The sequence below is a fragment of the Hansschlegelia zhihuaiae genome, assembly GCF_004103825.1.
Classification (GTDB): Bacteria; Pseudomonadota; Alphaproteobacteria; order Rhizobiales; family Methylopilaceae; genus Methylopila; species Methylopila zhihuaiae.
Genome location: NZ_RYFI01000021.1, coordinates 38,865 through 60,609, shown reverse-complemented (window position 1 = coordinate 60,609; position 21,745 = coordinate 38,865). Strand labels below are relative to the sequence as shown.

23 protein-coding genes are annotated in these 21,745 nt (G+C 71.0%); 12 read left to right on the top strand and 11 right to left on the bottom strand.

Features of this window, described 5'->3' with window-relative positions:
* From EK403_RS18565 to EK403_RS18555, 3 genes are all read right to left on the bottom strand, one after another.
* On the bottom strand, nucleotides 1-508 hold a 508-nt coding region (locus EK403_RS18565), incomplete at its 3' end, for a PAS domain-containing protein (RefSeq protein WP_128778975.1).
* Between the two features lie 165 nt (nucleotides 509-673).
* Nucleotides 674-3,070 (bottom strand): mechanosensitive ion channel domain-containing protein, encoded by a 2,397-nt coding sequence (locus EK403_RS18560; protein WP_128778952.1) that lies wholly within the window; start codon nucleotides 3,068-3,070, stop codon nucleotides 674-676.
* Between the two features lie 106 nt (nucleotides 3,071-3,176).
* Nucleotides 3,177-3,398: a hypervirulence associated TUDOR domain-containing protein gene (locus tag EK403_RS18555; RefSeq protein ID WP_128778951.1), complete on the bottom strand. Its 222-nt coding sequence runs from the start codon at nucleotides 3,396-3,398 to the stop codon at nucleotides 3,177-3,179.
* Between the two features lie 153 nt (nucleotides 3,399-3,551).
* Here EK403_RS18555 and argE point away from each other — a divergent pair, with 153 nt between their 5' ends.
* Together argE and EK403_RS18545 are read left to right on the top strand one after the other, a co-directional pair.
* Nucleotides 3,552-4,709, top strand: a complete 1,158-nt coding sequence (gene argE, locus EK403_RS18550) for an acetylornithine deacetylase (protein WP_128778950.1) — start codon at nucleotides 3,552-3,554, stop codon at nucleotides 4,707-4,709.
* A gap of 229 nt (nucleotides 4,710-4,938) precedes the next feature.
* Nucleotides 4,939-6,189, top strand: coding sequence for a PQQ-dependent sugar dehydrogenase (locus tag EK403_RS18545; protein ID WP_128778949.1), 1,251 nt, complete (start codon nucleotides 4,939-4,941; stop codon nucleotides 6,187-6,189).
* Between the two features lie 24 nt (nucleotides 6,190-6,213).
* On the opposite strand, the gene EK403_RS18540 is transcribed toward EK403_RS18545, so the two are convergent.
* Complete coding sequence (locus EK403_RS18540) at nucleotides 6,214-7,248, bottom strand: diacylglycerol/lipid kinase family protein (RefSeq protein WP_128778948.1); 1,035 nt, start codon at nucleotides 7,246-7,248, stop codon at nucleotides 6,214-6,216.
* Nucleotides 7,249-7,320: 72 nt separating this feature from the next.
* The gene (locus EK403_RS18535; RefSeq protein WP_128778947.1) at nucleotides 7,321-8,025 is read right to left on the bottom strand and encodes an RluA family pseudouridine synthase; all 705 of its coding nucleotides are present in this window, start codon (nucleotides 8,023-8,025) and stop codon (nucleotides 7,321-7,323) included.
* 30 nt (nucleotides 8,026-8,055) lie between these two features.
* Here EK403_RS18535 and EK403_RS18530 point away from each other — a divergent pair, with 30 nt between their 5' ends.
* The 5 genes from EK403_RS18530 to ispG all read left to right on the top strand — a co-directional run bounded on the left by EK403_RS18530 (nucleotide 8,056) and on the right by ispG (nucleotide 12,091).
* The gene (locus EK403_RS18530; RefSeq protein WP_245479792.1) at nucleotides 8,056-8,373 is read left to right on the top strand and encodes an antibiotic biosynthesis monooxygenase; all 318 of its coding nucleotides are present in this window, start codon (nucleotides 8,056-8,058) and stop codon (nucleotides 8,371-8,373) included.
* A gap of 1 nt (nucleotide 8,374) precedes the next feature.
* Complete coding sequence (locus EK403_RS18525) at nucleotides 8,375-9,346, top strand: glucokinase (protein WP_164919670.1); 972 nt, start codon at nucleotides 8,375-8,377, stop codon at nucleotides 9,344-9,346.
* Nucleotides 9,347-9,875: 529 nt separating this feature from the next.
* Entirely contained in the window at nucleotides 9,876-10,136 is a 261-nt protein-coding gene (locus EK403_RS18520; protein ID WP_128778945.1) for a hypothetical protein, read from the top strand.
* A gap of 132 nt (nucleotides 10,137-10,268) precedes the next feature.
* Nucleotides 10,269-10,799 (top strand): Fur family transcriptional regulator, encoded by a 531-nt coding sequence (locus EK403_RS18515; RefSeq protein WP_128778944.1) that lies wholly within the window; start codon nucleotides 10,269-10,271, stop codon nucleotides 10,797-10,799.
* 35 nt (nucleotides 10,800-10,834) lie between these two features.
* Nucleotides 10,835-12,091 (top strand): flavodoxin-dependent (E)-4-hydroxy-3-methylbut-2-enyl-diphosphate synthase, encoded by a 1,257-nt coding sequence (gene ispG, locus EK403_RS18510; protein ID WP_245479794.1) that lies wholly within the window; start codon nucleotides 10,835-10,837, stop codon nucleotides 12,089-12,091.
* Between the two features lie 6 nt (nucleotides 12,092-12,097).
* Here ispG and EK403_RS18505 read toward each other — a convergent pair whose 3' ends face one another.
* Both EK403_RS18505 and EK403_RS18500 read right to left on the bottom strand, forming a co-directional pair.
* Nucleotides 12,098-12,550, bottom strand: a complete 453-nt coding sequence (locus EK403_RS18505; protein WP_128778973.1) for a response regulator — start codon at nucleotides 12,548-12,550, stop codon at nucleotides 12,098-12,100.
* A gap of 297 nt (nucleotides 12,551-12,847) precedes the next feature.
* On the bottom strand, nucleotides 12,848-14,536 hold the full coding sequence (locus EK403_RS18500; protein ID WP_128778942.1) for a bifunctional diguanylate cyclase/phosphodiesterase: 1,689 nt from the start codon (nucleotides 14,534-14,536) through the stop codon (nucleotides 12,848-12,850).
* A gap of 169 nt (nucleotides 14,537-14,705) precedes the next feature.
* On the opposite strand from EK403_RS18500, the gene EK403_RS18495 reads away from it, so the two are divergent.
* Complete coding sequence (locus EK403_RS18495; RefSeq protein WP_128778941.1) at nucleotides 14,706-15,092, top strand: hypothetical protein; 387 nt, start codon at nucleotides 14,706-14,708, stop codon at nucleotides 15,090-15,092.
* A gap of 383 nt (nucleotides 15,093-15,475) precedes the next feature.
* Here the strand turns inward: EK403_RS18495 and rpmF are convergent, their stop codons facing one another.
* Complete coding sequence (rpmF, locus tag EK403_RS18490; RefSeq protein ID WP_128778940.1) at nucleotides 15,476-15,661, bottom strand: 50S ribosomal protein L32; 186 nt, start codon at nucleotides 15,659-15,661, stop codon at nucleotides 15,476-15,478.
* A 152-nt stretch (nucleotides 15,662-15,813) separates the two neighbouring features.
* Nucleotides 15,814-16,533, bottom strand: a complete 720-nt coding sequence (gene mtgA / locus EK403_RS18485; protein ID WP_128778939.1) for a monofunctional biosynthetic peptidoglycan transglycosylase — start codon at nucleotides 16,531-16,533, stop codon at nucleotides 15,814-15,816.
* 210 nt (nucleotides 16,534-16,743) lie between these two features.
* Here mtgA and EK403_RS18480 point away from each other — a divergent pair, with 210 nt between their 5' ends.
* The 4 genes from EK403_RS18480 to EK403_RS18465 all read left to right on the top strand — a co-directional run bounded on the left by EK403_RS18480 (nucleotide 16,744) and on the right by EK403_RS18465 (nucleotide 19,873).
* On the top strand, nucleotides 16,744-17,673 hold the full coding sequence (locus EK403_RS18480) for a polyprenyl synthetase family protein (protein ID WP_128778938.1): 930 nt from the start codon (nucleotides 16,744-16,746) through the stop codon (nucleotides 17,671-17,673).
* A gap of 73 nt (nucleotides 17,674-17,746) precedes the next feature.
* On the top strand, nucleotides 17,747-18,328 hold the full coding sequence (locus EK403_RS18475) for an NADPH-dependent FMN reductase (RefSeq protein ID WP_128778937.1): 582 nt from the start codon (nucleotides 17,747-17,749) through the stop codon (nucleotides 18,326-18,328).
* Nucleotides 18,325-19,044 (top strand): orotidine-5'-phosphate decarboxylase, encoded by a 720-nt coding sequence (gene pyrF / locus EK403_RS18470; RefSeq protein ID WP_128778936.1) that lies wholly within the window; start codon nucleotides 18,325-18,327, stop codon nucleotides 19,042-19,044. The genes EK403_RS18475 and pyrF overlap by 4 nt, the downstream gene beginning before the upstream one ends.
* Before the next feature lie 196 nt (nucleotides 19,045-19,240).
* On the top strand, nucleotides 19,241-19,873 hold the full coding sequence (locus EK403_RS18465) for a response regulator transcription factor (RefSeq protein ID WP_128778935.1): 633 nt from the start codon (nucleotides 19,241-19,243) through the stop codon (nucleotides 19,871-19,873).
* A 127-nt stretch (nucleotides 19,874-20,000) separates the two neighbouring features.
* Here the strand turns inward: EK403_RS18465 and EK403_RS18460 are convergent, their stop codons facing one another.
* Together EK403_RS18460 and leuB are read right to left on the bottom strand one after the other, a co-directional pair.
* On the bottom strand, nucleotides 20,001-20,441 hold the full coding sequence (locus EK403_RS18460) for a DUF4174 domain-containing protein (protein ID WP_128778934.1): 441 nt from the start codon (nucleotides 20,439-20,441) through the stop codon (nucleotides 20,001-20,003).
* A 58-nt stretch (nucleotides 20,442-20,499) separates the two neighbouring features.
* On the bottom strand, nucleotides 20,500-21,615 hold the full coding sequence (gene leuB, locus EK403_RS18455; protein WP_128778933.1) for a 3-isopropylmalate dehydrogenase: 1,116 nt from the start codon (nucleotides 21,613-21,615) through the stop codon (nucleotides 20,500-20,502).
* Between the last annotated feature and the right edge of the window lie 130 nt (nucleotides 21,616-21,745).

Below are 21,745 nucleotides of genomic sequence, written 5' to 3'. Positions count from 1 at the left end.
CGCCCCCCCCCCGCCGCTCGGCTTCGGCGAGGTCGATGGTGCGGGCCTCGACCAGCTCGGCGAGCATCGCGCCCTCGGCGTCCGCCGCGTCGGCGTCGCGCGCGAGATCCTCGATGTCGGTCATCGATCCGGCCCAGCGCACGATCACGTCCTGAGCGTCGCGGATCGGCCGCGCGCGGCACAGGAACCGCCGCCACGCGCCGTCGCGCATGCGGATGCGGTGCTCGTTCTCGTACGGCTCAGCCGCGGCGATCGCGGCTCTCCAGCGCGCGAGCAGCTCTTCGACGTCGTCCGGGTGGATCGCGTCTGCCCAGCCTTCATAGGGGGGCGCGCCGGTGAGCTCCGTCCAGCGCGCGCTGACGAACTCGGTCTCGCCGTCGGGCGTGGCGGACCACAGGATGACCGGCGCCTCGGCGACGAGCGTCTCCTGCAGCTCGAGCGCGCGCGCTGTCTGGCGCACGGCTGCGCCCGCGTCCTCGGCTGGAACACGTGACGACGCGGCGGTCATCGCTTGAGGCCCCGACTCCTCGCGTCGCGGGCCGTCAGCCGGCCGCACATCCGCGGCCGGTCCGCCCCGACGGCGGTAGGCTAGCACGAAAAATCGGGGGCTTGGCGAGACTCTCGCGCAAGGCGCGCCCGCGCCGGCCGCACGCCTGCGGGTTATGATTGACGATCAGTTGGCCGGGCCGTCCTCGTCGTCGCCTGGCCCGTCCAGCGCCTCGACCCGCTCGGCGGGCGTCGCGCCGCCGACGGTCTTGGGCGAGGGTTTTGACCGCGGCCGCGCGGCCTCGACCGCGACCAGCGGCGAGCCGCCGTCGCCGCTCACCCGAAGCGGCGGGGCTTTGCCGTCCTTGTCCTCGCCCATGTAGAGGGTGACGTGAGGGAACGGCATCTCGATGCCGCGCTCGTCGAAGATCTCCTTCACGATCTCGTTGTAGGCGCGGCCGATCGCCCACTGCTTGCCGGGCTCGGTCTTGATGCGGGCCCGGACCGTGATGGCGCTGTCGCCGAACTCGGTCAGGCCTTGCATGTCGAATGGGCCGATGATGTGCGGGCCGTGCTCGGTCTCCTTCAGACGGTCGAAGGCGTCCTGCATCGCCCGCTTCACCTCCGGGATCGACTCCCGGTACGCGACCCCGATCTGCGCCATGTGATAGCTGAAGATCCGCGTCGTGTTGGAGACGGCGTCGACCGAGGAGAACGGGATCAGGTGATAGGTCCCGTCGAGCGCGCGGATGCCGACGGAGCGGATCGTCAGGTTCTCGACCGTGCCCTGCACGCCCGCCACCTTGACGTTGTCGCCCGTGTTCATCGCGTTTTCGAACTGGATGAACAGGCCGGTGATGATGTCCTTCACGAGGCTCTGCGCGCCGAAGCCGACCGCGAGACCGAGCACGCCCGCGCCGGCGAGCAGCGGGGCGATGTTCACGCCGAGCTCGGCGAGCGCCAGCATCGCGACCAGCACGGCGATCGCGATCGAGAAGGCGTTGCGGAACAGGGTCAGCAGGGTCTTCTCGCGCGCGTTCGGCACATGGCCGAACTCCGGATTGAGCCGGTATTCGACCCAGGACGACATCGCGACATAGAGCGCGAGGCCGACCAGCACGATGACGCCGGCGGTGAGCGTCGAGGACGCGACCCGCGCCCCGACCTCGGTGCCGAGCCAGCCCAGCACGTCGAACAGCGCCCAGCTCTGCGCGATCGCGAGCAACACGACGAGCAGCACGACGACCCGGACGACCTTGAGGATCGCGGGGATGAACGCGTTGAGCCGGCGTTCGAGCAGCGGCAGGCGTTGCTTGACGCTGTCCGGCACGTGCAGACCGCCCGAGATCAGCCGCGAGATGAAGGCCGTGACGAGCGCCCCGAGCGCCATGGCGGCGAGCGTCTGGGCGGTGGCGCGCGCCATGAAGGGCAGGGCTTCGGTCGGGTTGGCGAGCCAGACGACGAACAGCGCGACAAGCCAGACCAGCGCCGCGAGATGCCAGAAGCGCGCGAGGAAAGCGTAGAAGGCCGAGAGCGCGTCACTGCCGGTCGCCTCGGTCTTGTGGGCGAGCGTGGCGCGGACCTGCGCGCGGTTCTGCAGGACGATGGCGATCGCCATCATCAGCGTCGCGAAGGCGACCACCACCCGCACCGCCTGCGCGGCTCCGGGCGTCACCGCGGCCGCCACGATCGGCGCCACGAACAGGAAGGTGTAGCCGAGCGTCGAGACGATCCGGCTCAGCCAGAAATACCAGTAGGCCGCGGCCTCGTCGGCGATCGGCAGGGCGCGCAGGGTCGGCTGCGCCGGCGAGAACAGCGCGCGCAGGGTGACCTTGACCAGCTCGATGGCGAAGAAGGCGTTGAGATAGAGCGTCTGCTGGATGTTCATGACGCCGGTTTCGCCGAACTGCAGGGCGAAGACGTAGCCCGCGCCCCAGGCGATCACGATCATCAGGGCGTCGACCGCGACGCTCGCGGCCACGAGGCCTATGCGGCCGCCGAGCTCGGCGGTCGCGGCCTTGCGGCCGATCCAGCGGTAGAACGGGATGCCGAGCGCCCTCAGCCCGAAGAACGCGCCGAACGTGACGCCGATGGTGGCCGCGACCGCGATCAGCCGGCCCCAGTCGAAACCCTTGCCGCCTTCGGCGCCCGTCACGATGCTGGTGAGGTCGCCCGCGAGCGCGGCGCTCGCGGCCGCGAACGCCGCGGCGCGCTCCGCGACCCCGCGGGTGTATTCCGCCGCCCGGCGCGCGAAGGTGGGCTCGGCTGTGCCCTCGGCGGATTTGGCGGCGTCCGCCGCCGCCGCTTCGGTGGGCGCTGCGGCCGGGCCGTCGCCTGCGGACTTCTCAGCCTTCGGGGGCGCGGCGGACTCGGGAGACGCCGCGGCGCGCAGCCGATCGATCAGCGCCGCGCGCGCCCGGTCGTCCTCGAGGATGCGGATCAGCGCGTCGACGTCGCCCGGCGGCGCCTTCGCGGCCTGTCCGGCGGACGGCGCCGCCGTGGGCTCCTGGGCCGAGGCGGCGGGGGCGAACACAGCGGCCGCCAGGAAGGCGAGCGGCAGGAGGACGCGAAGCAGGCCTTGCATGGGTCCCTGGGGCGGGCCGCTTGTCTTGGGCGCGGCTTTGTTGCGCTTTAGCCATGCAACTAGGCCGCGGGCCTCCGGCGGCCACCCAGCCGAAGGTCGGCGGTTTTCAGGAAGCCTTCTCCAGCTCGGAATGCGACTTGAGCGCCCGCCCGCCGTCGCTTTGCTCGACCAGATAGGCGGGGTTCTGCTCGCTGGCGCGGCGCGAGATTCTGGCGCCCTTGATGGTGCGCTGGACGCGCTTCTTGAAGACCTCCGCGACTTTGCCCTCGGCCTTGCCCTTGCCCCAGGACCAGCTGACGGTCGAGCCGATCGGATAGGCGTTCGCCATGCGCTTCCTCCCTTGCGCGCCGTTCTATTTGCGTGTCTTGGCGTCGAACGCCGCGTGGCCAGCGTCGTTCCGCGCACGGGCCCGAGGGTTCAGATCGGCGGCCGCCTGCTCTAGGGTCGGTCGACTCCTCCCCTTCGGCGACCTCCGGACCCCATGGCGTCAGACGCGACCATCGAGCACCTCGCCCGCCTCGTCGGCTTCGACACCACGAGCCGCAACTCGAATCTCGGGCTGATCGACCATGTCGAGGCCTATCTCCTCGGCCTCGGCTTCATCTGCGAGCGGAGCACGGCCGCCGAGGGACTCAAGGCCAATTTGTTCGCCACGGTCGGGCCGGCGGAGCGCGCGGGCTTCGTGCTGTCCGGCCATACCGACGTGGTGCCCGTCGACGGGCAGGACTGGACCACGGACCCGTTCTCGCTGACCGAGAAGGACGGGCGGCTCTATGGCCGCGGCGCCTGCGACATGAAGGGGTTTCTGGCGGTCTGCCTCGCGCTCGCGCCCGAGATGGCGGCCGCCGACCTCCGTGTCCCGATGCACCTCGCCTTCTCCTATGACGAGGAGGTCGGCTGCCTCGGCGTGCGCGAGATGATCGCCGAGCTCGTCAAGCGGCCCGTGAAGCCGGCCGGCTGCATCGTGGGCGAGCCCACCTCCATGCAGGTCGTGATCGGCCACAAGGCCAAGAAGACCATGCGGATCTGCGCCTGTGGGGTCGGCGGCCACTCGTCCCGCGCGCCGGACTGCGTCAACGCCGTCGAATACGCCGCCAGGCTAGTGGTCGCGACCAGCGCGATCGCCGCCCGCCTCGCCGAGCATGGGCCCCGCGACGCGCTGTACGACGTGCCGCACTCTACCGCCCACGTCGGCGTGTTCCATGGCGGCTCGGCCGTCAACGTGGTGCCGGCGGAGGCGAGCCTCGACCTCGAATTTCGCACCATCGCCGAGGACGACATCGAGGCGCTGATGGACGAGGTTCGGGCGGCGGCGGCCGAGGTCGAGGCCGAGATGCGCGCGCGGGACGCGCGTTCGGCGATCACCTGCGAGCAGGTCTCGGAAATCCCGGGGCTCGCCATGGAGCCCGAGGCCGAGATCGTGACGCTCGCCAAGCGCCTGGCCGGCCGCAACGACCACGCCAAGGTCGCGTATGGCACCGAGGCGGGGCTGTTCGTCTCGACCGCAGGAATCCCCACCGTCGTGTGCGGGCCCGGCTCGATCGGCGAGGCCCACAAGCCCGACGAGTTCGTCGAGATCGACCAGCTTTCGAAATGCGAGCGCTTCGTGCGGGCGCTGATCCGGCACTGCGAGGCGTAAGGCCGGCGCGGCCTTAGATAGGCGGCCTCAGTGGCCGTCGGCCGCGCCTCCTCCACCATGGCTATCGCCATGGTCCCCCTCCTCCGCGATGCGGAGGAGGATCCGCGACGGCGGCGCCTGGTTCCTCCCCTGCGAAGCGGCCCTCCCGAAACGGGCTTGTCCCCCGGACGCCATGACGGCAGTCTCGCTGCGACAGGCCGTCAGAGCCTGACGTCAGGGAGGATTGACCATGCTCGCTTCGCGCTTCGGGGCCGCGGCCGTCGCCATAATGTGCGCGGCTTCCGCGCCCGCCTTCGCCGACGACACCCTCAAGAAGCTCGGCCAGTTCCAGTCGACGGGCGCGCCCGGCGAGATCCCGCAGGTCGAGCAGGGCGGCAAGAAGGCCGAGAACCTCCGGGCGATCGCCCCGAAGATCAAGGTCCCGGACGGCTTCAAGGTCGAGCTCTACGCGATCGTCCCGGACGCCCGCCACATGGCGGTCGGGACCAATGTCGGCGTGGTGTTCGTCGGCACCCGCAAGACCAAGGCCTGGGCCGTGACCGACCGCGACGGCGACGACGTCGCCGACGAGGTCAAGGAGTTCGCACCGTCGATCAAAAAGTCGAACCCCAACGGGATGTGCTTCACCCCGGACGGCTTCCTCTACATGGCTGAGCACAATCGGGTGCTGCTGTTCCCCGCCGCGGAGTTCTTCTACGAGAGCCCGGACGTCGCCGTCGAGGTCATCGCCGAGCAGCTGATCCCGAAGGCCGAGGAGAGCTTCAACCACGGTGCCCGCGCCTGCGTCGTGGGGCCCGACGACAAGCTCTACATCCCTCTCGGCCAGCCCTTCAACGTGCCGCCCAAGGACAAGCTGCCGCTCTATGACGAGCAGGGCATGTCGGGGATCATCCGCATGGACCGCGACGGCAAGAATCGCGAGGTGTTCGCGCTCGGCGTCCGCAACTCGGTCGGGCTCGCGTTCAACCCGAAGAACGGCGAGCTCTGGTTCACCGACAACCAGGTCGACGGCATGGGCGACGACATCCCGCCCGGCGAGCTCAACCGCGCCACCAAGGCGGGCCAGAATTTCGGCTTTCCCTGGTATGGCGGCGGGATGGTCCGCACCAAGGAGTACCAAGGCGAGCAGCCGCCGGCCGACGCCGTGAAGCCCGAGATCGAGTTCGCGGCCCACGCCGCCGATCTCGGCATGCGCTTCTACACGGGCGAGCAGTTCCCGGAGAAATATCGCGGTGGGATCTTCGTGGCCGAACACGGCTCGTGGAACCGCAAGAAGCCGGTCGGCGCGCGCATCATGTTCGTCACCCTCAAGGCCGATGGCTCGGCCGACAAGGCAGAGGTGTTCGCCGACGGTTGGCTCGACGACAAGACCGGCCGCTATCTCGGCCGCCCGGTCGACGTCGCGGTCGCGCTCGACGGCTCGCTGCTGGTCTCGGACGACCTCAGCGGCGCGATCTGGCGGATTTCGTACAAGGATTGAGTGCGATCCGGCCAGGATAAGACGTCATCGCCGGGCTTGGCCCGGCGATCCATCCTTTTGGGAAGGAGATGGATGCCCGGCTGAAGGCCGGGCATGACGGTCGTGATTCAGCGCCTCTTCAAGCCGCCGGGGCTCGGCGGCTTCCGGCGCAAGCGGGGCCGGCCGCAGCATCAGCGCGGCGGCCGGCAGCGCCTCATAGGCGACCGGGCAGCGCTCGCGGGTGAGCTCGCCGTCGGTCGCGACCCAGACGCGCGTGCGGCGGCCCTTCTCCACCAGGACCGAGGTCGCGCGGAACGACTCGACCAGCGGGTTGCCGCGCCACCCTCCGCGGATCACGTCGACGCCGAGCCGGAAGCGCTCGCGCCAGCCGCCGGCATGCGCGACGATCACCTCGATCTCTCCCGCGTCGAGGCGGGGACGCCGCCAGCCGTCTTCGCCGAAGGCGTTGTTGGTCACGAGCACCGCGGTGGCGTCGACCTTGATGGGCGCGCCGTCGATCACCAGGCGGTAGCGCGATCGGCCCGAGCGGAAGAACGCCCGGAACGCCGCATAGGCGAAGCCGGCGTAGCGGCCGAGCCCCTTCAGGCCCCGCGCGGCCTCGCGGGCGCGCGCCATCTGGGCGAAGAAGCCGAGCCCCGAGATCGAATGGAACGGCCGTCCGTTGATCGTGGCGAGGTCGATCCGCGCGGGCTCGGCCGTCGCGAGCGCCGCGATCGCCTCGTCGATCTCCTGCGGCACGCCGAGGTCGCGGGCGAGCAGGTTCATGGTGCCGAAGGGCAGCACGCCGAAGGTCTTTTCGGTCGCGAGCAGGCGCCCGAGCGAGCGTGACAGCGAGCCGTCCCCGCCACCCACGATGATCTCGTCATGGTCCCGGTCGCGGCCGACCTCTTCGAGCACGGAGCCGAGATCGCGCGGCGGAACCATGCGGACGTCGACCTGCTTGCCCGCGGCCGCGAAGGCGCGCTCGATCCGCGCCGCGGGGCTTTCGGCGCCGGACTGCTCCTTGAGGTCCTTGAGCGTGCCCGACCGTGGATTGAGGAGCACGAGACACCGGGCCATGGAGCGGTCAGCACCCTCGTCGGTTCGGTTGCGGCACCGCGGGTATAGCGCGCCGCGCCTCCTGGCGTAAGTTCAGCTCCCGGCCGTCCAGCCCATCGCCGCGAAGGTCGCTGAGATGTGTGCGGGAAGCGGCGCCGTGACGGCGATCGGGTCCGCGCCCTGCTTCATCGGCAGCGACAGCGCGCGGGCGTGCAGGTGCAGCCGGGCGCCGCCGACCGGTTCGCGGCCATAGATCGGGTCGCCGAGCAGCGGCAGGCCGATATGGGCGGCGTGCGCGCGGATCTGATGGGTGCGGCCGGTGAGCGGCGTGAACTCGATCCAGGCGAGCCCGCCGCCGCGCGCCATCACCCGCCAGTCGGTCACCGAGGGCAGGCCCGCGGGGTCGACCGCCATCCACCAGCCGCGCGCCGGGTCGCGCTTGGCGAGCGCCGCCTCGATGCGTCCGCCCTCGGCCTGCGGCTCGCCCCGCACGACCGCCCAGTAAGTTTTGCCGACCCGTCCCGACGAGAACAGCTTGCCGAGTTTCGCGAGCGCCTTGCGGTGGCGGCCGAGCGCGAGGCAGCCGCTGGTGTCCTTGTCGAGCCGGTGGGCGAGAGCGGGATCGCGCGGCAGCCCGAAGCGCAGTTGCGAAAACAGCTGTTCGAGATTCGCGCCGCCCTTCGGGCCGGCATGCACCGGCAGCCCGGCGGGTTTGTCGATCACCAGCACCAACCCGTCCCGATGCAGCACGCGCGGCACGAGATCGAGATCGAGATCGGGAAAGCCGTCCGGCGGCATCGTTTCTCCTGTTGCGGCGCGGCGAAAAGGATGGGCGGGCGCCGCGCCCGCACTATCTCGCGGGCGATGAAGCTCGTCGCCACCGTTTTCGAGGTCGAGCCCAAGCACGCTTCCGCCTTCCGGGCGGCCGCGCTCGCCAACGCCACCGCGGTCGAGCGCGGCGATCCGGCCTGCCGGGGCGTCGCGATCGCGGAGGATCCGTCGGCGCCGGGCTTCTTCCTCACTTCCGCGCTCTACGCAAGCGAGGAGGCCGCCGCCTCCCACGCCGCCTGCGAGGCCGCCCGCGTCTTCGAGGAGACGGTGCGCGGCTTTGTGAAGCTGAAGCGCGTGCGGCTCGTCGATCTCTGACGTGACGCTGCTGGTCGCCGACATCGGGGGAACGCATGGCCGGTTCGGCCTCCTGGAGGGCGACGGCCTGCGCCCCGGAGGCGTCGGGATCGAAGAGGGCGACGCGCACGCGACCTTCGAGGACGCGGTCGCGGCCTATCTGGGCAAGGCCGGCGCGCGGCCGGATCGCGCGGTCTTCGCGGTCGCAGGTCCCGTCGACGGCGGCCGCGCCCGCATCACCAACCGCCCGAACTGGACGATCGACGCCGGGAGCCTCCGGCGGCGCTTCGGCTTTGCGCAAGTGACGCTGCTGAACGACTTCGCCGCCCAGGCGCTCTGCCTGCCGCATCTCGAACCCGACGAGACGAGGCGGATCGGCGGTGCGCGTCCCCGCGCCGGGGTGAAGGCCGCGGTCGGGCCGGGCACCGGCCTCGGGGTCGCAGCGCTGCTGCCGGAGGGGAACGGCTGGCGGGCGCTCGCGGGCGAAGGCGGCCATGTCGAGTTCGCCGCCGTGACGCCCCGCGAGGCCGCGGCCTTCGAGGTCATCCGGAAGGCGCGCGGCCGGGTCTCGGCCGAGGACGTCCTGTCCGGGCCGGGCCTCGCCCGCCTCCATGACGCGTTTGCGGCGATCGACGGGGAGACGGAGCCGGGCCTTCAGCCCGGCGAGGTCGTGGCCAGCGCCGGTTCGGGCGGCGCGCGCGCCGCCGCGACCGTCGACGCGTTCCTCGACATGCTGGCGCGCTTCTGCGGCGACGTGGCGCTGACCTTCGGCGCCTGGGGCGGCGTCCATCTCTGCGGCGGGGTCGCGCCGCGCCTTCTCGACCGCCTCGACGCCGCCCGGTTCCGCTCGTGCTTCGAGGCGAAGCCGCCGCATGGCGAGCGGCTGAGCGCGGTCGCGACCCTCGTGGTCCTGTCGCCTATCGCCGGGCTGATCGGCTGCGCGGCCGCAGCCCAGGCGACGGATGATCCGGGCAGTTCACGAGGATCGAAATAATATCCGATTAACCACCGATAAAGATCTGTTCAAATTAGAGACGAACAAGAAGCGAATCCGTTTGATTGGCCAAAAGCCCGAGACTAAATCTTGGCTGAGAGCCGTGGAAGTCGCGCGACATGTTTCGCAGCAAGCTTTCCTCGGCCGCCGGGTGGGCTCCGGTCTCGCCATTCCCGATCGGAGCCGTGGGACGAAGCGGCGTCGAGCCTCTCGACGCCGCTTCGTTTCGCCACCTGTTTCGCACGGCCCTCGAGGGCGCGTCCAGAACCTGCCTCGGCGATCCACGGACCCTGCGTGCTTCGGGGCGCCCGCGAAGACGCGGGCTCCTCAGCATGAGGAGGGTGGAGGACGCCAAAGCACAGAACGCCCCTCATGCTGAGGAGCCGTCCGACAGGACGGCGCCTCGAAGCACGCAGCACGCTTCTGCGGGACTCCGTCCGCCCCGACTATCCGATGGTCTTACGGAACGATCGCGGATGAGACGGGTTTCCTAAGAGACGTCTGCGCAAAAGCTCGCAAGGAGGATTTCATGACTGTGAGGCTTCTGGAGGCTGCGGCGCTGTCCGCGACGATGATCCTCGGGTCGGTCGCTGTGGCTGGCGCGCAATCGGCGGCCAACAGCGGCAACGCCGGTAACCTCGCGGATCCCGCCAACCCGCAGAACCCGGGCGCCCCGGCGGCCAAGAGCTCGAGCTCGGGCGGCGGCGAGATGAAGAGCGACAAGCCGGCCAAGAGCTCCAAGACGACCAAGAAGTCGGCTTCGAAGAAATCGTCGAAGAAGAGCATGTGATCCGGCGGGCGGAAGCCCGCGAGTTCTTGAGGGCGCGCCGGCCGGCTGGTCGACGCGCCCTTCGCTTTTCGGCGCCCCGTCCTGCGAGGCGTCGCGTTCGCGCGAGGGCGCGCATGTGCTAAGGGATCGCCGATGAGCGAAGCCCGCCCGCATGACATGAGCCTGCCGTCCTTCGCGGCGCCCGGGCACGATCACGGCGCCTGCGCCGGCGCCGTGATCGAGCGCGCCGAGGCGCTCTGCGCCGCGCGCGGCGCGCGCCTGACCGAGATCCGCCGCCGCGTGCTGGAAGCGCTCGCCGCCGACCATGCGCCGGCCGGCGCCTATGACGTGATCGGCCGGCTGTCCGAGAAGGGAGGCAAGCCGCCCGCGCCGATCACGGTCTACCGGGCGCTCGACTTCCTGCTCGCCCACGGCCTCGCCCACCGCATCGAAAGCCGCAACGCCTATGTGGCCTGCAGCCACGACCATGCGGCCGACGCGGACGGCCCGGTCGTGTTCCTGATCTGCGAACGCTGCGGGGCCGTCGGCGAGGCCGCCTCCGCGGATTTCTCCGAGGCGCTCGACGCGCTCGCGCGAAGCTCCGACTTCCGGCCGCGGGCGCCGGTCATCGAAGTGTCGGGCGAATGCGCGCATTGTCGGGCGGCCTCAGCGAGGCCGTCATGACTGCATCCGTCGAAGCAATCGGGTCATTCGAAGCCATGGACTGTCCGTCGGCGCTCTCCGGGCGGCGCGCCTCGCGCGCCGTCGCGGTCGGCGGCGTGACGGTCGGCGGCGGCGCGCCGATCGTGGTGCAGTCGATGACCAACACCGACACCGCCGACGTCGCCGCGACGGTCGCGCAGGTCGCGGCGTTGGCGCGGGCCGGGTCGGAGCTCGTCCGCATCACCGTCGACCGCGCCGCGGCCGCGGCCGCCGTGCCACACATCCGCGACCAGCTCGCGGGGCGCGGCGTCGAGGTCCCGCTCGTCGGCGACTTCCATTACATCGGCCACACGTTGCTCGCCGAGCACCCGGCCTGCGCCGAGGCGCTCGCCAAGTACCGCATCAATCCCGGCAATGTCGGCTTCGGCGCGAAGAAGGACCGACAGTTCGCCCAGATCGTCGAGATCGCGGCGAAGAACGGCAAGGCGGTCAGGATCGGCGGCAATTGGGGCTCGCTCGACGGCGAGCTGCTGACCCGCCTGATGGACCAGAACGCGGCCTCGGCCGCCCCGAAGGACGCCCGCGAGGTCACCCGCGAGGCGCTGATCCGCTCCGTCCTATTGTCGGCCGGGCGTGCGGAAGAGCTCGGCTTGCCGCGGGAAAAAATCATCCTGTCGGCCAAGGTGTCGGCGGTGCAGGACCTGATCGCGGTGTACGCCGAGCTTTCGCGCCGCGCCGATTATGCTCTCCATCTCGGGCTGACCGAGGCCGGCATGGGCTCGAAGGGCATCGTCGCCTCCTCGGCCGCGATGGGCGTGCTGCTGCAGCAGGGGATCGGCGACACGATCCGCGTCTCGCTGACGCCCGAGCCCGGCGGCGACCGGACGCTCGAAGTCAAGGTCGCGCAGGAGATCCTGCAGACCATGGGCTTCCGCACCTTCGTGCCGCTGGTCGCGGCCTGCCCGGGCTGCGGGCGCACCACCTCGACGGTGTTCCAGGAGCTCGCCCGCGACGTCCAGAACCACATCGTCGCGCGCATGCCGCAGTGGAAGGCGCTCTATCCGGGCGCCGAGGCGCTCAACGTCGCGGTGATGGGCTGCATCGTGAACGGGCCGGGCGAGTCCAAGCACGCCGACATCGGCATCTCGCTGCCCGGCACCGGCGAGGCGCCGACCGCGCCGGTCTTCATCGACGGCAAGAAGGTCGCGACGCTGCGCGGCCCGACCCTCGTCGAGGACTTCAAGACGATGGTCGAGGACTATGTCGCCCGGCGCTTCGGAGCCCGCGAGGGCGGCCGCGACGCGGCCGAATAACAGGCTTCAATGCGTCATGTGCCCGACCTCGGGCACGCGCCAGCGGCGGATGAAGGCAGGCGCGAGTTCGAGGCTCGAGGGCGCGGGGCGCGTCGCCTCGCCGGCCTTCAGGCAATCAGAGACGAAGCGCAGCGCCGCCCGCATGCCCCATTCCGTGTAGGGTTTCGCGACCGTGCCGACCCCGCCCGCAAAGTCCTCGGGCAGTCGCCTGCGGTTTGCGGTCATGAACAGCACCGCGGTCCCATGCGTCGCCGCGGCCCTGCGCGCGATCTCGACGCCCGTCGGGCCGTCGGAGAGATGGACGTCGAGCAGCACCAGGTCCGGCCGCTCCCGCTCCAGCATCTCGAGCGCCTCGTCGCAGTCGATCGCGACGCCGACCGCCGCCATGCCGGCCTCCGCCACCAGGACCTCGATCTCGGCCGCGACGACGACCTCGTCCTCAACGATGAGCACGCGCATCGTCGAGCCCGCGCTCATGAAGCCCCGCACGCCCCTGGCGCCGTCTTCGGCGGCGTGACCTTGACCTTGGCGCCCGCCTGCCCGTCGGTCGTCCGGTCGACGGCGGCGCCACGGGGGTCGCTCGCCCCGCGCGCGCCGTGAAGGCGTCGGACCTCGCGCGGCGATGCGTCTCGCTTGACCATGTCTCGCTCGCAGGCGGGCTCGCGATGCGGCCCTCGGAGGCGGGAGAAATCGGCTGCGGGCCGCATTCGTCAAGCGGCGCAGCGTCCCGGACGCGTGAGCGCGAGCGGCCCGCGTTCAGGCGAGCTGCGGCGCCGCCAGAAACTCGCCCTGAAGATAAGTCGCGCCCCAGGCGGTGAGGAGTTCGGCCGCGCCCCGGGTCTCGACCTGCTCGGCGACGGTCTCGAGCCCGAGCTCGCGGGCGAGCGCGATCAGCGCCCGGACGAACGCCCCCGACTCAGGCGAGGTCTCGACGTCGCGCACGAAGGAGCCGTCGATCTTGACGATGTCGACGCCGAGCTCGCGCAGCGCCTTGAACGAGGTGTGGCCGGTGCCGAAATCGTCGATCGCGACCTTGACGCCCCATCCCCTGAGCGTGCGCACGAACCGCCCCGTCACGCCGAGATCGGCGATCGCCGCGGTCTCGGTGATCTCGACCATCAGGCGCTCGGCGACGTCGGGCCTGAGCGACAGCCAGGCGAGCAGCGCCTCCGTCCAGGCGTCGTCCGCCGTGGTGGCGGCCGAGACGTTGACGGCGACGCGCTCGTCCGGCCGCTCGGCGAGATGGGCGACCGCGAGGTCGAGCACCCGGCGGTCGAGCATGTGGATCAACCCGACCTCCTCGGCCGCGCGGGCGAGAGGGCCGCCCGAGACCACCGTGCCGTCGGCCGAGACCACGCGCGCCAGCGCCTCGCTCCAGCAGGTCTCGCCCGAGCCCGCCCGCAGCACCGGCTGGAAGGCGAGGCGCATGCGCCGCTCGTTGAGCGCCGAGACGAGATCCTCGGCGAGCTTCATGTTGGCGCGGCGCGCGGCCTCGCGTCCTGGGTCCGGCGCATAGATCCACGTCGAGCCCGGCGTGCCGGCGGAGGCGCGGGCGAGCGCGAGCCGGGCGCGGGCGACGAGCTCCTCGACGTCGCGGGCGTGGCGCGGGGCGACCACCGCCCCGACTGCGATCCGGACCGCGACCGGCCCGGCGGCCGTCGCTATCGGTTGGTCGTGGACCGCGCTGGCGAGGCGCCTGGCCGCGACCTCGAGGTCCCCGCGGTCGCATTCCTGCAGCACCATGCCGAAGGTCGAGGTTGAGAACCGGCCGAGCGTGTCGCCGCCGCGCATCGCGCCGCGCAGCCGCCGCGAGACCTCAACGATCACCAGGTCGCCGACGTCGAAGCCGTAGGATTCGTTGATCGCCCCGAGATTGGTGACGCCCGCCAGCGCGAAGGCGGTCGGCGTCTGCAGGCGCGCCCCGGCCGCAAGCGCCGCGCCCGCGACCTCGATCAGGCGCGGCCGCGAAAGCTGACCGGTGAGCGGATCGAAACGGGCGAGCGAGGCCGCCCGCTCGGCGGCCTCGTGGCGCGGGCCGAGGCGGCGCACGACGCCCAGCACCCGGGCGGGCCGCCCGTCCGGGCCCGCATGCCAGCGCCCGCGATCCTCGATCCAGAGCCGCGCTGTGCGGGCGCCGCGCATCAGCGGATACTCGACCTCGAACGCGACGCCCTCGCCCTTGTCCAGCTTCTGCGATCCCAGCACCGCCTCTCGCCGGGTCGTCAGCGCCTCCGGGTCGAACAGCGCGGCGAAGCGCGTCGCCGTGTCGATCCGCACGCCGGGCTGCAGCCCGAGCACGGCCTGGGCGTTGTCGGTCCAGTCCAGCCGATCGCTCGCGACGTCCCAGACATAGGCGGCCTCGCCGACCGCGGCGAGCACCTCCTCGAGCGGCGCGCCGACGCCGGCCTCAGAGCGGTCGATCGTCGTCGGCAGCGGTTGGGCCATGCGGAGTCCGGCGGACGGGAAAAACGAATCGTTCGTCTGGACTCTAGCCAAAACCCTTCTAGAATTTATGTCCAGAGGAATGCGGTCTGGAGCCGCGATTACTTGGTTAATGGATGTTCAGTTGCATAATTAGTGATCGGATCGTGACTTTGAGGGGCTTTTTACCACGATGATGATGCTGCCGCCCATTGCCCCGACGATTTCGGGCGAGCGCCCCGAGCGACGGGCGCGGGCGCGGCGCGTCGCCGATCGAACACAGCAGACGGACGCCGCCGTCGAACAGCCCGACGCCGCCCCCGGGCTCCAGGCCGAGCCGCGGGCGCGCTTCCGGGGCCGGGCCAGGGGCCGCCGCGCAAGCGACCGCGAGCCCGAAACCGCTTCGGCCGCGCCCTTCGGCTGCGCCCCGAAGCCCCACGCGCCGCTGGTCGCGCAGCTCGTCGCCACCGCGCTCGGCCTCGAGCAGACCCGCTCGCGCCGCCGCGGCTCCATCGAAGAGGCGGTCGCGCTCTACGGGCGCCGCCGCGAGAAGCCCAAGCGCCCGCGCGGCGAGGCCTGAGGCGGCGTCGGGCGCGATCCGGGCAGGATGAATCGCCATCGCCGGGTCTGCCCCGCCGATCCATCACTTGCCGAAGGCTCATTCACGAAGTCGATGGACGCCCGGATCAAGTCATCACGTCTGGGCATGACACAGTTCAGGCGTATCCGCTTGGCTTAGAGCGTGACCGTCATCCCCGGCCGAAGCGCCGGAATCCATCGCCACCGAGGACGCCAGATGCGCCGCGGCCGGCGACAATGGATTCCGGGACAAGCCCGGAATGACGGCGTTGGCGGTTTTCGGGATGACTTTGGGTTCCGTGAAGCCAGAAGCAAAAAAGCCGGCTCGCGGGAGCCGGCTTTTTTGTGCTCAGGATCAGGCCCGGATCGAGACCAGGCCCTGGATCAGGCGTCGGACTTCGGCGACAGGATCTGGCGGCCGCGATACATGCCGGTCTTGAGGTCCAGATGATGCGGGCGGCGCAGCTCGCCCGAATCCTTGTCCTCGACATAGGTCGGGGATTTGAGCGCGTCGGCCGAGCGGCGCATGCCGCGCTTCGAGGGGGAGGTCTTTCGCTTCGGAACGGCCATTGGTCTATCAAACTCCGTCGATCGTAGGCGCGGCCGCTAGACGGCACGCAAAATTCCTGGCGCGGACCAAGGGCCCCGCCGTTTGGGCGGGCTTATAGCGGCATCGACGTCCGGACGCCAGCGCCAACGTGACTCCGCGATGACGCAAAGCCTCACTTCAGGCAGGCCGCAAGGCTCCCCGCGGCGCGGGCGCGGCTCGCGATGACGGCCGCACGGGACCGGGCGCGGGCGTTGGGGCGGGCCGGATTGCGCAGGATCGGGTTCGGCAGCGCCGCCGCCATCAGCGCGGCCTGGCGGGCGTCGAGCCGGCCGGCGCCGCGTTTGAAGGCGCGCCTTGCGCCCGCCTCCGCCCCGAAGGTTCCGTCCGGGCCCCATTCGGCGACGTTGAGATAGACCTCCATGACGCGGCGCTTCGGCCAGACCAGATCGATCCAGTGGGCCAGCACGATCTCGATCGGCTTGCGGAGATAGGCCGCCCCTTGCCAGAGGAAGAGGTTCTTGGCGACCTGCATGGCGATGGTCGAGGCGCCGCGCCCCGGCCCGTCGGCTTCGCCCTCCTTCATCACGGTCCGGATCGCCCCCCAGTCGACGCCGGAGTGCCGGCAGAACAGCGCGTCCTCGGAGACCAGAACCGCGCGCGGCAGCGTCGGGGCGATCTGGTCGAGCGGCGTCCAGATCCGCGTCACGGGCCGCGCGGTCGCCCAGCGGGCGAGCATCAGCGTCGAGACCGGCGGGACCACAGCATAGACGAGCGTGAGCACGAAGGGCAGCGCGGCCAGCGCGCCGAGGACGTAGATCGCGATCCCGAAGCCCGACCGTCGCGGCCGAAGCAGCCGTGCGGTCGACGCCGCAGTCCGCGCGTAACTCGCCATCGATCCTCGCGCCGAATTCCCCGCGGGCAATCTAGCAGAGCGGCGCGCCCGAACGCCACGCGCGCCCGTCATGATTGAAGCGAATGGAGGGGAGGCCGCGCCACTTGAAGGTCGACAGCTCCGCGCCCGCGCCCGGCGCGCTTGACGCAGCCGTGAGCTTCGGGCACGGGGCGTTCGCGGGCGCCTAGTCCGTCAGTCGCGGACCAATCCATGCCGACGATCGGATTCGAGCAACACATCGCGGAGGTCGCGGCGCGCGTCGAGGCCGGCCTCGAGGCGCTGCTTTCGGAGCGTCCGGAGCCCGGCGAGATCGCGCGCCCGGCACGCCTCCTCGCCGCCATGCGGCACGCGACGCTGGGCGGCGGCAAGCGGCTGCGGCCCGCGCTGCTGACCGCCGTCGCGCGGCTGTTCGGCGCCGAGGGCGAAGAACCGCTGAGGGCCGCGCTCGCGGTCGAGTGCGTCCACGGCTACAGCCTCGTGCATGACGACCTGCCGGCGATGGACGACGACGATCTGCGCCGCGGCCGGCCGACCGTCCACCGCGCCTTCGACGAGGCGACCGCGATCCTGGCGGGCGACGCGCTGCAGGCGCTCGCCTTCGCGACGCTCGCCGATCCCGCGACCGATCCCGATCCGGCCGTGCGGGCCGAGCTCGTCCTGGTTCTCGCCCGCGCTGCAGGGCCCGGCGGCATGGCGGGCGGCCAGATGCTCGATCTCGCGGCCGAGGGCCGGTTCCGTGAGGACGGCCCCGAGCGGCTCGGCGAGGCCGAGGTGCTGAGGCTGCAGGCGATGAAGACCGGCGCGCTGATCGAGGCCTCGGCCGAGATGGGCGCGATCCTCGGCCGCGCAGGCGGCGGCGATCGCGCCGCGATTGCGGCCTACGCCCGCGCGCTCGGGGCCGCGTTCCAGATCGCCGACGACCTGCTCGACGCCGAAGGCGCGGCCGACGCCGTCGGCAAGGCGACCGGCAAGGACGCGGCCGCCGGCAAGGCGACGCTGGTCGGCATGCTCGGCGTCGGCGGCGCGCGCGCCCGGCTCGACGCCTTGACCGCGACGGCGCTCGAGGCGCTCGGCCGCTTCGGCCCCGAGGCCGAACCGCTGCGCGGCGCGGCGCGGTTCGTCGCCGCACGCGAGCACTGACGCCATCCAGGGCGTGACGCCGCGGGTTAAGCTCGTTTAGTTTTCGTCCGACCTCATTCCTACCGGAGACGTCATGGCGGCGCCCAGGATCGTCGTGTTCGCTGGATCGATCCGCACCGGCTCGATCAACGAGAAGCTCGCGGCCGCGGTCGCGGCCCGGCTCGCGGCGGCCGGAGCGCGGCCGACGCATGTCTCGCTGAAGGACTATCCGCTGCCGCTGTTCGACGCCGACCTGATGGCGCGCGACGGAATACCGGCGCCGGCGCGGAGCCTCGTGGAGCTGTTCTTCGAGCACCAGGGCGCGTTCGTGGCGAGCCCGGAATACAACGCCAGCTTCTCGCCGCTGCTCAAGAACGCGTTCGACTGGATGTCCCGCGTCAATGTCGAGGGACGCCCGCCGCTGCCGGCCTTCAAGGAGCGGGCGTTCGCGCTCGGCGCAGTCTCGAACGGCGCGATGGGCGGCTATCGCGGCCTCACCCAGCTCCGCACGATGATGGAATTGGGGCTCGGCGCGCTGGTGCTGCCCGAGATGGTCGCGGTCGGCAATGCGGCCGAGGCCTTCGGGTCGGACGGCGGGCTCGCCAATGAGCGCGCCGCCGGCTTCCTCGACGACGTCCTGGGCAAGCTGATCCGGACCGCGGAGCTTCTGTGGTGACCGGCGCGGCGATCCGGGATCCGCGAGACCGGCTGATCGTCGGGCTCGACCTTGCGAGCCTCACCGAGGCTGAGTCGGTGGTGGCGCGGCTCGGCGACGCCGTGACGTTCTACAAGATCGGCTTCGAGCTTGCGGTCGCGGGCGGCCTCACGCTCGCCGAACGGCTGGCGCGGTCCGACAAGAAGGTGTTCGTCGACCTGAAGCTCCACGACATCGGCGCCACCGTCGAGAAGGCGACGCGCCAGATCGCGCGGCTCGGGGCCGCGATGACGACCGTGCACGCCTATCCGCAGACGCTGCGCGCGGCGGCCGCAGGGCGCGGCGACAGCGCGCTCAAGGTGCTGGGCGTCACGGTGCTGACCTCCTGGGACCAGTCCGACGTCGCGGCGGCGGGCTTCAGCGGGACGCCGGAGGCGCTGGTCGCGCGGCGCGTGAAGCAGGCGCGCGACTGTGGCGTCGACGGCGTGATCTGCGCGCCGACCGACCTCGCCTCGGTCCGCGGCGTCGCGCCGCCGCCCTTCCTGGCCGTGACCCCCGGCGTGCGGCCCGCGGGTTCGGCCGCCGGCGACCAGAAGCGGGTCGCGACCCCGGGCGAGGCGATCCGCGCCGGCGCCGACCATCTCGTGGTCGGCCGCCCGATTCTCGCGGCGCCCGATCCGCGCGCCGCCGCAGAGGCGATCCTGCAAGAAATTGATCAGGCGCTCGCCGAGGCTTGAGTTTCACCTTCCGTATTATTGATGCAAATCAACTACACACCTAGATGGATCGTCGCGATATCGGGTCTTTCTGGCCACGTAATCGTCTGAAAATTAACGATTGACTAAGTACGCTCTTGCCTTGTCGGCCTGCTTCGCGCAGAAGTCGGCCGGTTATGCGGGTGTATCCCGTATGTCCTCAGCGCGTGGGGGCGCGATGCCGACGGGGCAGACGGACAGTGCGTTGGTATGCGTTGTGGACGACGACGAGGTCATCCGCGACGTGCTTTCGGCGGTGTTCGACGCTGATGGGTTTCTGGTCGAGACCTTCGAGAGCGGGGACCAGTTCCTCGGCCGGCGGTTCGACCGGGCACCGGCATGCGTCCTGCTCGACGTGCTGATGCCTGGTTCGTCCGGGCTCCATGTGCTGAAGGCGCTGAACGCCAGCGGCGGCGGCGCGCCTGTCATCATGATCTCGGGCTCCGCCGACATCCCGATGGCGGTCGACGCCATCCGGCATGGCGCGCTCGACTTCATAGAGAAGCCCTTCGATCCCGCCACCATCGTGCGGCGCGTGCGCGACGCCCTCGATGCGAGCGGCGTCCGGGCCGCCGCTTTGGCGCAGGCGGAGGACGGGCCGGACCTTCCGGGCGCCGAAGCGTTGACGCCGCGCGAACGCGAAGTGTTGGGGCTGATCTCCGGCGGTCAGTCCAACAAGGAGGCGGGTCGGCTGCTCGGCATCAGCCCGCGCACCATCGAGGTCCACCGCGCGCGCATCATGGAGAAGCTCGGCGCCAAGAACGCCGCCGACCTCGTGCGCATCGTGATGTCGGCGACCGAGAGCCGCTGAGGCGCGGCCGCGGCGCAATCTGAGTCAACTCGGGTCGTCATTGCCGGGCTTGACCCGGCAATCCATCTCCTTGGCGAAGAGGATAGATGCCCGGGTCAAGCCCGGGCATGACGGCGGCGCGGACCGGTTACCGCGTCTCCTGCTTCCGCATGGGCATCTCGTCGACGAGCCCGGTCAGCTTCGCGGCGTCGACCGGCTCGGCGGAGCGCAGCTTCTCGCCGCCGTCCTTGCCGACCAGCACGATCGCGAAGGCGTCGTCCTTCACGCCATAGGCTTGGCGCAGCCCCGCGGCGGTGAGGGTGGCGGGCGCGCGGCCGCCCGACAGCGTGGTGACGCCGCGCGTCGTGACGACGAAGACCGGCATCTCGCGTTCGGTGAGCGCCTCGCGCGCGCCGGCGAGGCGCTTCAGCTGGTCGGCGACGGCGGGCGCCTCGCGGCTCGGCGCGAACACCACGACGGGCCGCGATTTCCCGCGAAACGCGTCGAGACCGGCGGCGGCCGCCGGCGCGGCGACGCCCGCCGCGACGAGCGCGGCGCCGAGCCAGGCGAGAGGCGCGATCCGGGTCATGGATCCGAATTGGCGCCCCCCGCCGGCCCGTCAAGCGGCTGTCGCGACGATGTCGGGGTCAGGCGCCGGTCAGCGCCTTCTCGAAGCGCTCGGCGACCGCCTTGCCCATGTCTGTCGTGCCGACCTTCGTCGTCCCTTCCGAGTGGATGTCGCCGGTTCTGATCCCATCGGCGAGCGTCTGCGAGATCGCCCGGTCGAGCAGGTCGGCGACCTCCGGCTTGCCGAGCGAATATTTGAGCGCCATTGCGAGGCTCGCGATCATGGCGAGCGGGTTGGCGACGCCCTTGCCCGCGATGTCGGGCGCCGAGCCGTGGACCGGCTCGTAGAGCGCCTTGCGGCGGCCGTTCTCATCCTCGGCGCCGAGCGAGGCCGAGGGCAGCATGCCGAGCGAGCCGGTCAGCATCGAGGCGACGTCGGACAGGATGTCGCCGAACAGATTGTCGGTGACGATCACGTCGAACTGCTTCGGCGCGCGCACCAGCTGCATGCCGAGCGCGTCGGCCAGCATGTGGTCGAGCTTGACGTCCTCGTAGCCCTGCTTGTGGGTGGCGGTGACCACCTGGTTCCAAAGCAGGCCCGACTTCATGACGTTGCGCTTGTCGGCCGAGGTGACGCGGCCCGAGCGCACCCGCGCGAGCTCGAACGCCACTTTCGCGATGCGCTCGATCTCGTAGGTCTCGTAGACCTGGGTGTCGACGGCGCGCTTCTGGCCGTTCGGAAGGTCCGTGATCTCCTTGGGCTCGCCGAAATAGACGCCGCCGGTGAGTTCGCGCACGATCATCAGGTCGAGCCCGTCGACGAGCTCGCGCTTGAGCGCGGAGGAGTCGGCGAGCGCGGGGTAGCAGATCGCCGGCCGAAGATTGGCGAACAGCTCGAGATCCTTGCGGAGCCGCAGCAGGCCGGCCTCGGGGCGATGCTCGTAGGCGACGCTGTCCCATTTCGGCCCGCCGACCGCGCCGAGCAGCACCGTGTCGGCTGCTTGCGCCTTCTCGACGTCGGCGTCCGAGATCGCGACGCCGTGGGCGTCGTAGGCGCAGCCCCCCACGAGGCCTTCGTCAATCGACAGCGACAGGATCCCGCGCGCCTCGATGATCGCGAGGATGCGCTTCACCTCCTCCATCACCTCCGGGCCGATGCCGTCGCCGGGCAGGAGCAGAAGCCTGTGGGTCGCCATGAAATCCTCTCGGGAAGCGAATGTGATAAGTCGGCGGCGTTTTGACCCTCGCGGCCCGGCTTGGCAAGATGGCTCGCCGCCTCGTCGCCCCGCGTCCCCGCCTCCCATCCGGTCCCCGTGAACGCGATCG

Excerpts from the sequence above, each read along its gene's own strand:
- ispG (WP_245479794.1), top strand. The coding sequence starts at position 10,835 with ATGGACTGTCCGTCGGCGCTCTCCGGGCGGCGCGCCTCGCGCGCCGTC.
- EK403_RS18530 (WP_245479792.1), top strand. The coding sequence starts at position 8,056 with ATGGGCGGGCGCCGCGCCCGCACTATCTCGCGGGCGATGAAGCTCGTC.
- EK403_RS18465 (WP_128778935.1), top strand. The coding sequence starts at position 19,241 with ATGCCGACGGGGCAGACGGACAGTGCGTTGGTATGCGTTGTGGACGAC.
- EK403_RS18520 (WP_128778945.1), top strand. The coding sequence starts at position 9,876 with ATGACTGTGAGGCTTCTGGAGGCTGCGGCGCTGTCCGCGACGATGATC.
- leuB (WP_128778933.1), bottom strand. The coding sequence starts at position 21,615 with ATGGCGACCCACAGGCTTCTGCTCCTGCCCGGCGACGGCATCGGCCCG.
- EK403_RS18475 (WP_128778937.1), top strand. The coding sequence starts at position 17,747 with ATGGCGGCGCCCAGGATCGTCGTGTTCGCTGGATCGATCCGCACCGGC.
- EK403_RS18515 (WP_128778944.1), top strand. The coding sequence starts at position 10,269 with ATGAGCGAAGCCCGCCCGCATGACATGAGCCTGCCGTCCTTCGCGGCG.
- EK403_RS18480 (WP_128778938.1), top strand. The coding sequence starts at position 16,744 with ATGCCGACGATCGGATTCGAGCAACACATCGCGGAGGTCGCGGCGCGC.
- argE (WP_128778950.1), top strand. The coding sequence starts at position 3,552 with ATGGCGTCAGACGCGACCATCGAGCACCTCGCCCGCCTCGTCGGCTTC.
- mtgA (WP_128778939.1), bottom strand. The coding sequence starts at position 16,533 with ATGGCGAGTTACGCGCGGACTGCGGCGTCGACCGCACGGCTGCTTCGG.
- rpmF (WP_128778940.1), bottom strand. The coding sequence starts at position 15,661 with ATGGCCGTTCCGAAGCGAAAGACCTCCCCCTCGAAGCGCGGCATGCGC.
- EK403_RS18540 (WP_128778948.1), bottom strand. The coding sequence starts at position 7,248 with ATGGCCCGGTGTCTCGTGCTCCTCAATCCACGGTCGGGCACGCTCAAG.
- EK403_RS18560 (WP_128778952.1), bottom strand. The coding sequence starts at position 3,070 with ATGCAAGGCCTGCTTCGCGTCCTCCTGCCGCTCGCCTTCCTGGCGGCC.
- EK403_RS18535 (WP_128778947.1), bottom strand. The coding sequence starts at position 8,025 with ATGCCGCCGGACGGCTTTCCCGATCTCGATCTCGATCTCGTGCCGCGC.
- EK403_RS18500 (WP_128778942.1), bottom strand. The coding sequence starts at position 14,536 with ATGGCCCAACCGCTGCCGACGACGATCGACCGCTCTGAGGCCGGCGTC.
- EK403_RS18505 (WP_128778973.1), bottom strand. The coding sequence starts at position 12,550 with ATGCGCGTGCTCATCGTTGAGGACGAGGTCGTCGTCGCGGCCGAGATC.
- EK403_RS18495 (WP_128778941.1), top strand. The coding sequence starts at position 14,706 with ATGATGATGCTGCCGCCCATTGCCCCGACGATTTCGGGCGAGCGCCCC.
- EK403_RS18545 (WP_128778949.1), top strand. The coding sequence starts at position 4,939 with ATGCTCGCTTCGCGCTTCGGGGCCGCGGCCGTCGCCATAATGTGCGCG.
- EK403_RS18460 (WP_128778934.1), bottom strand. The coding sequence starts at position 20,441 with ATGACCCGGATCGCGCCTCTCGCCTGGCTCGGCGCCGCGCTCGTCGCG.
- EK403_RS18555 (WP_128778951.1), bottom strand. The coding sequence starts at position 3,398 with ATGGCGAACGCCTATCCGATCGGCTCGACCGTCAGCTGGTCCTGGGGC.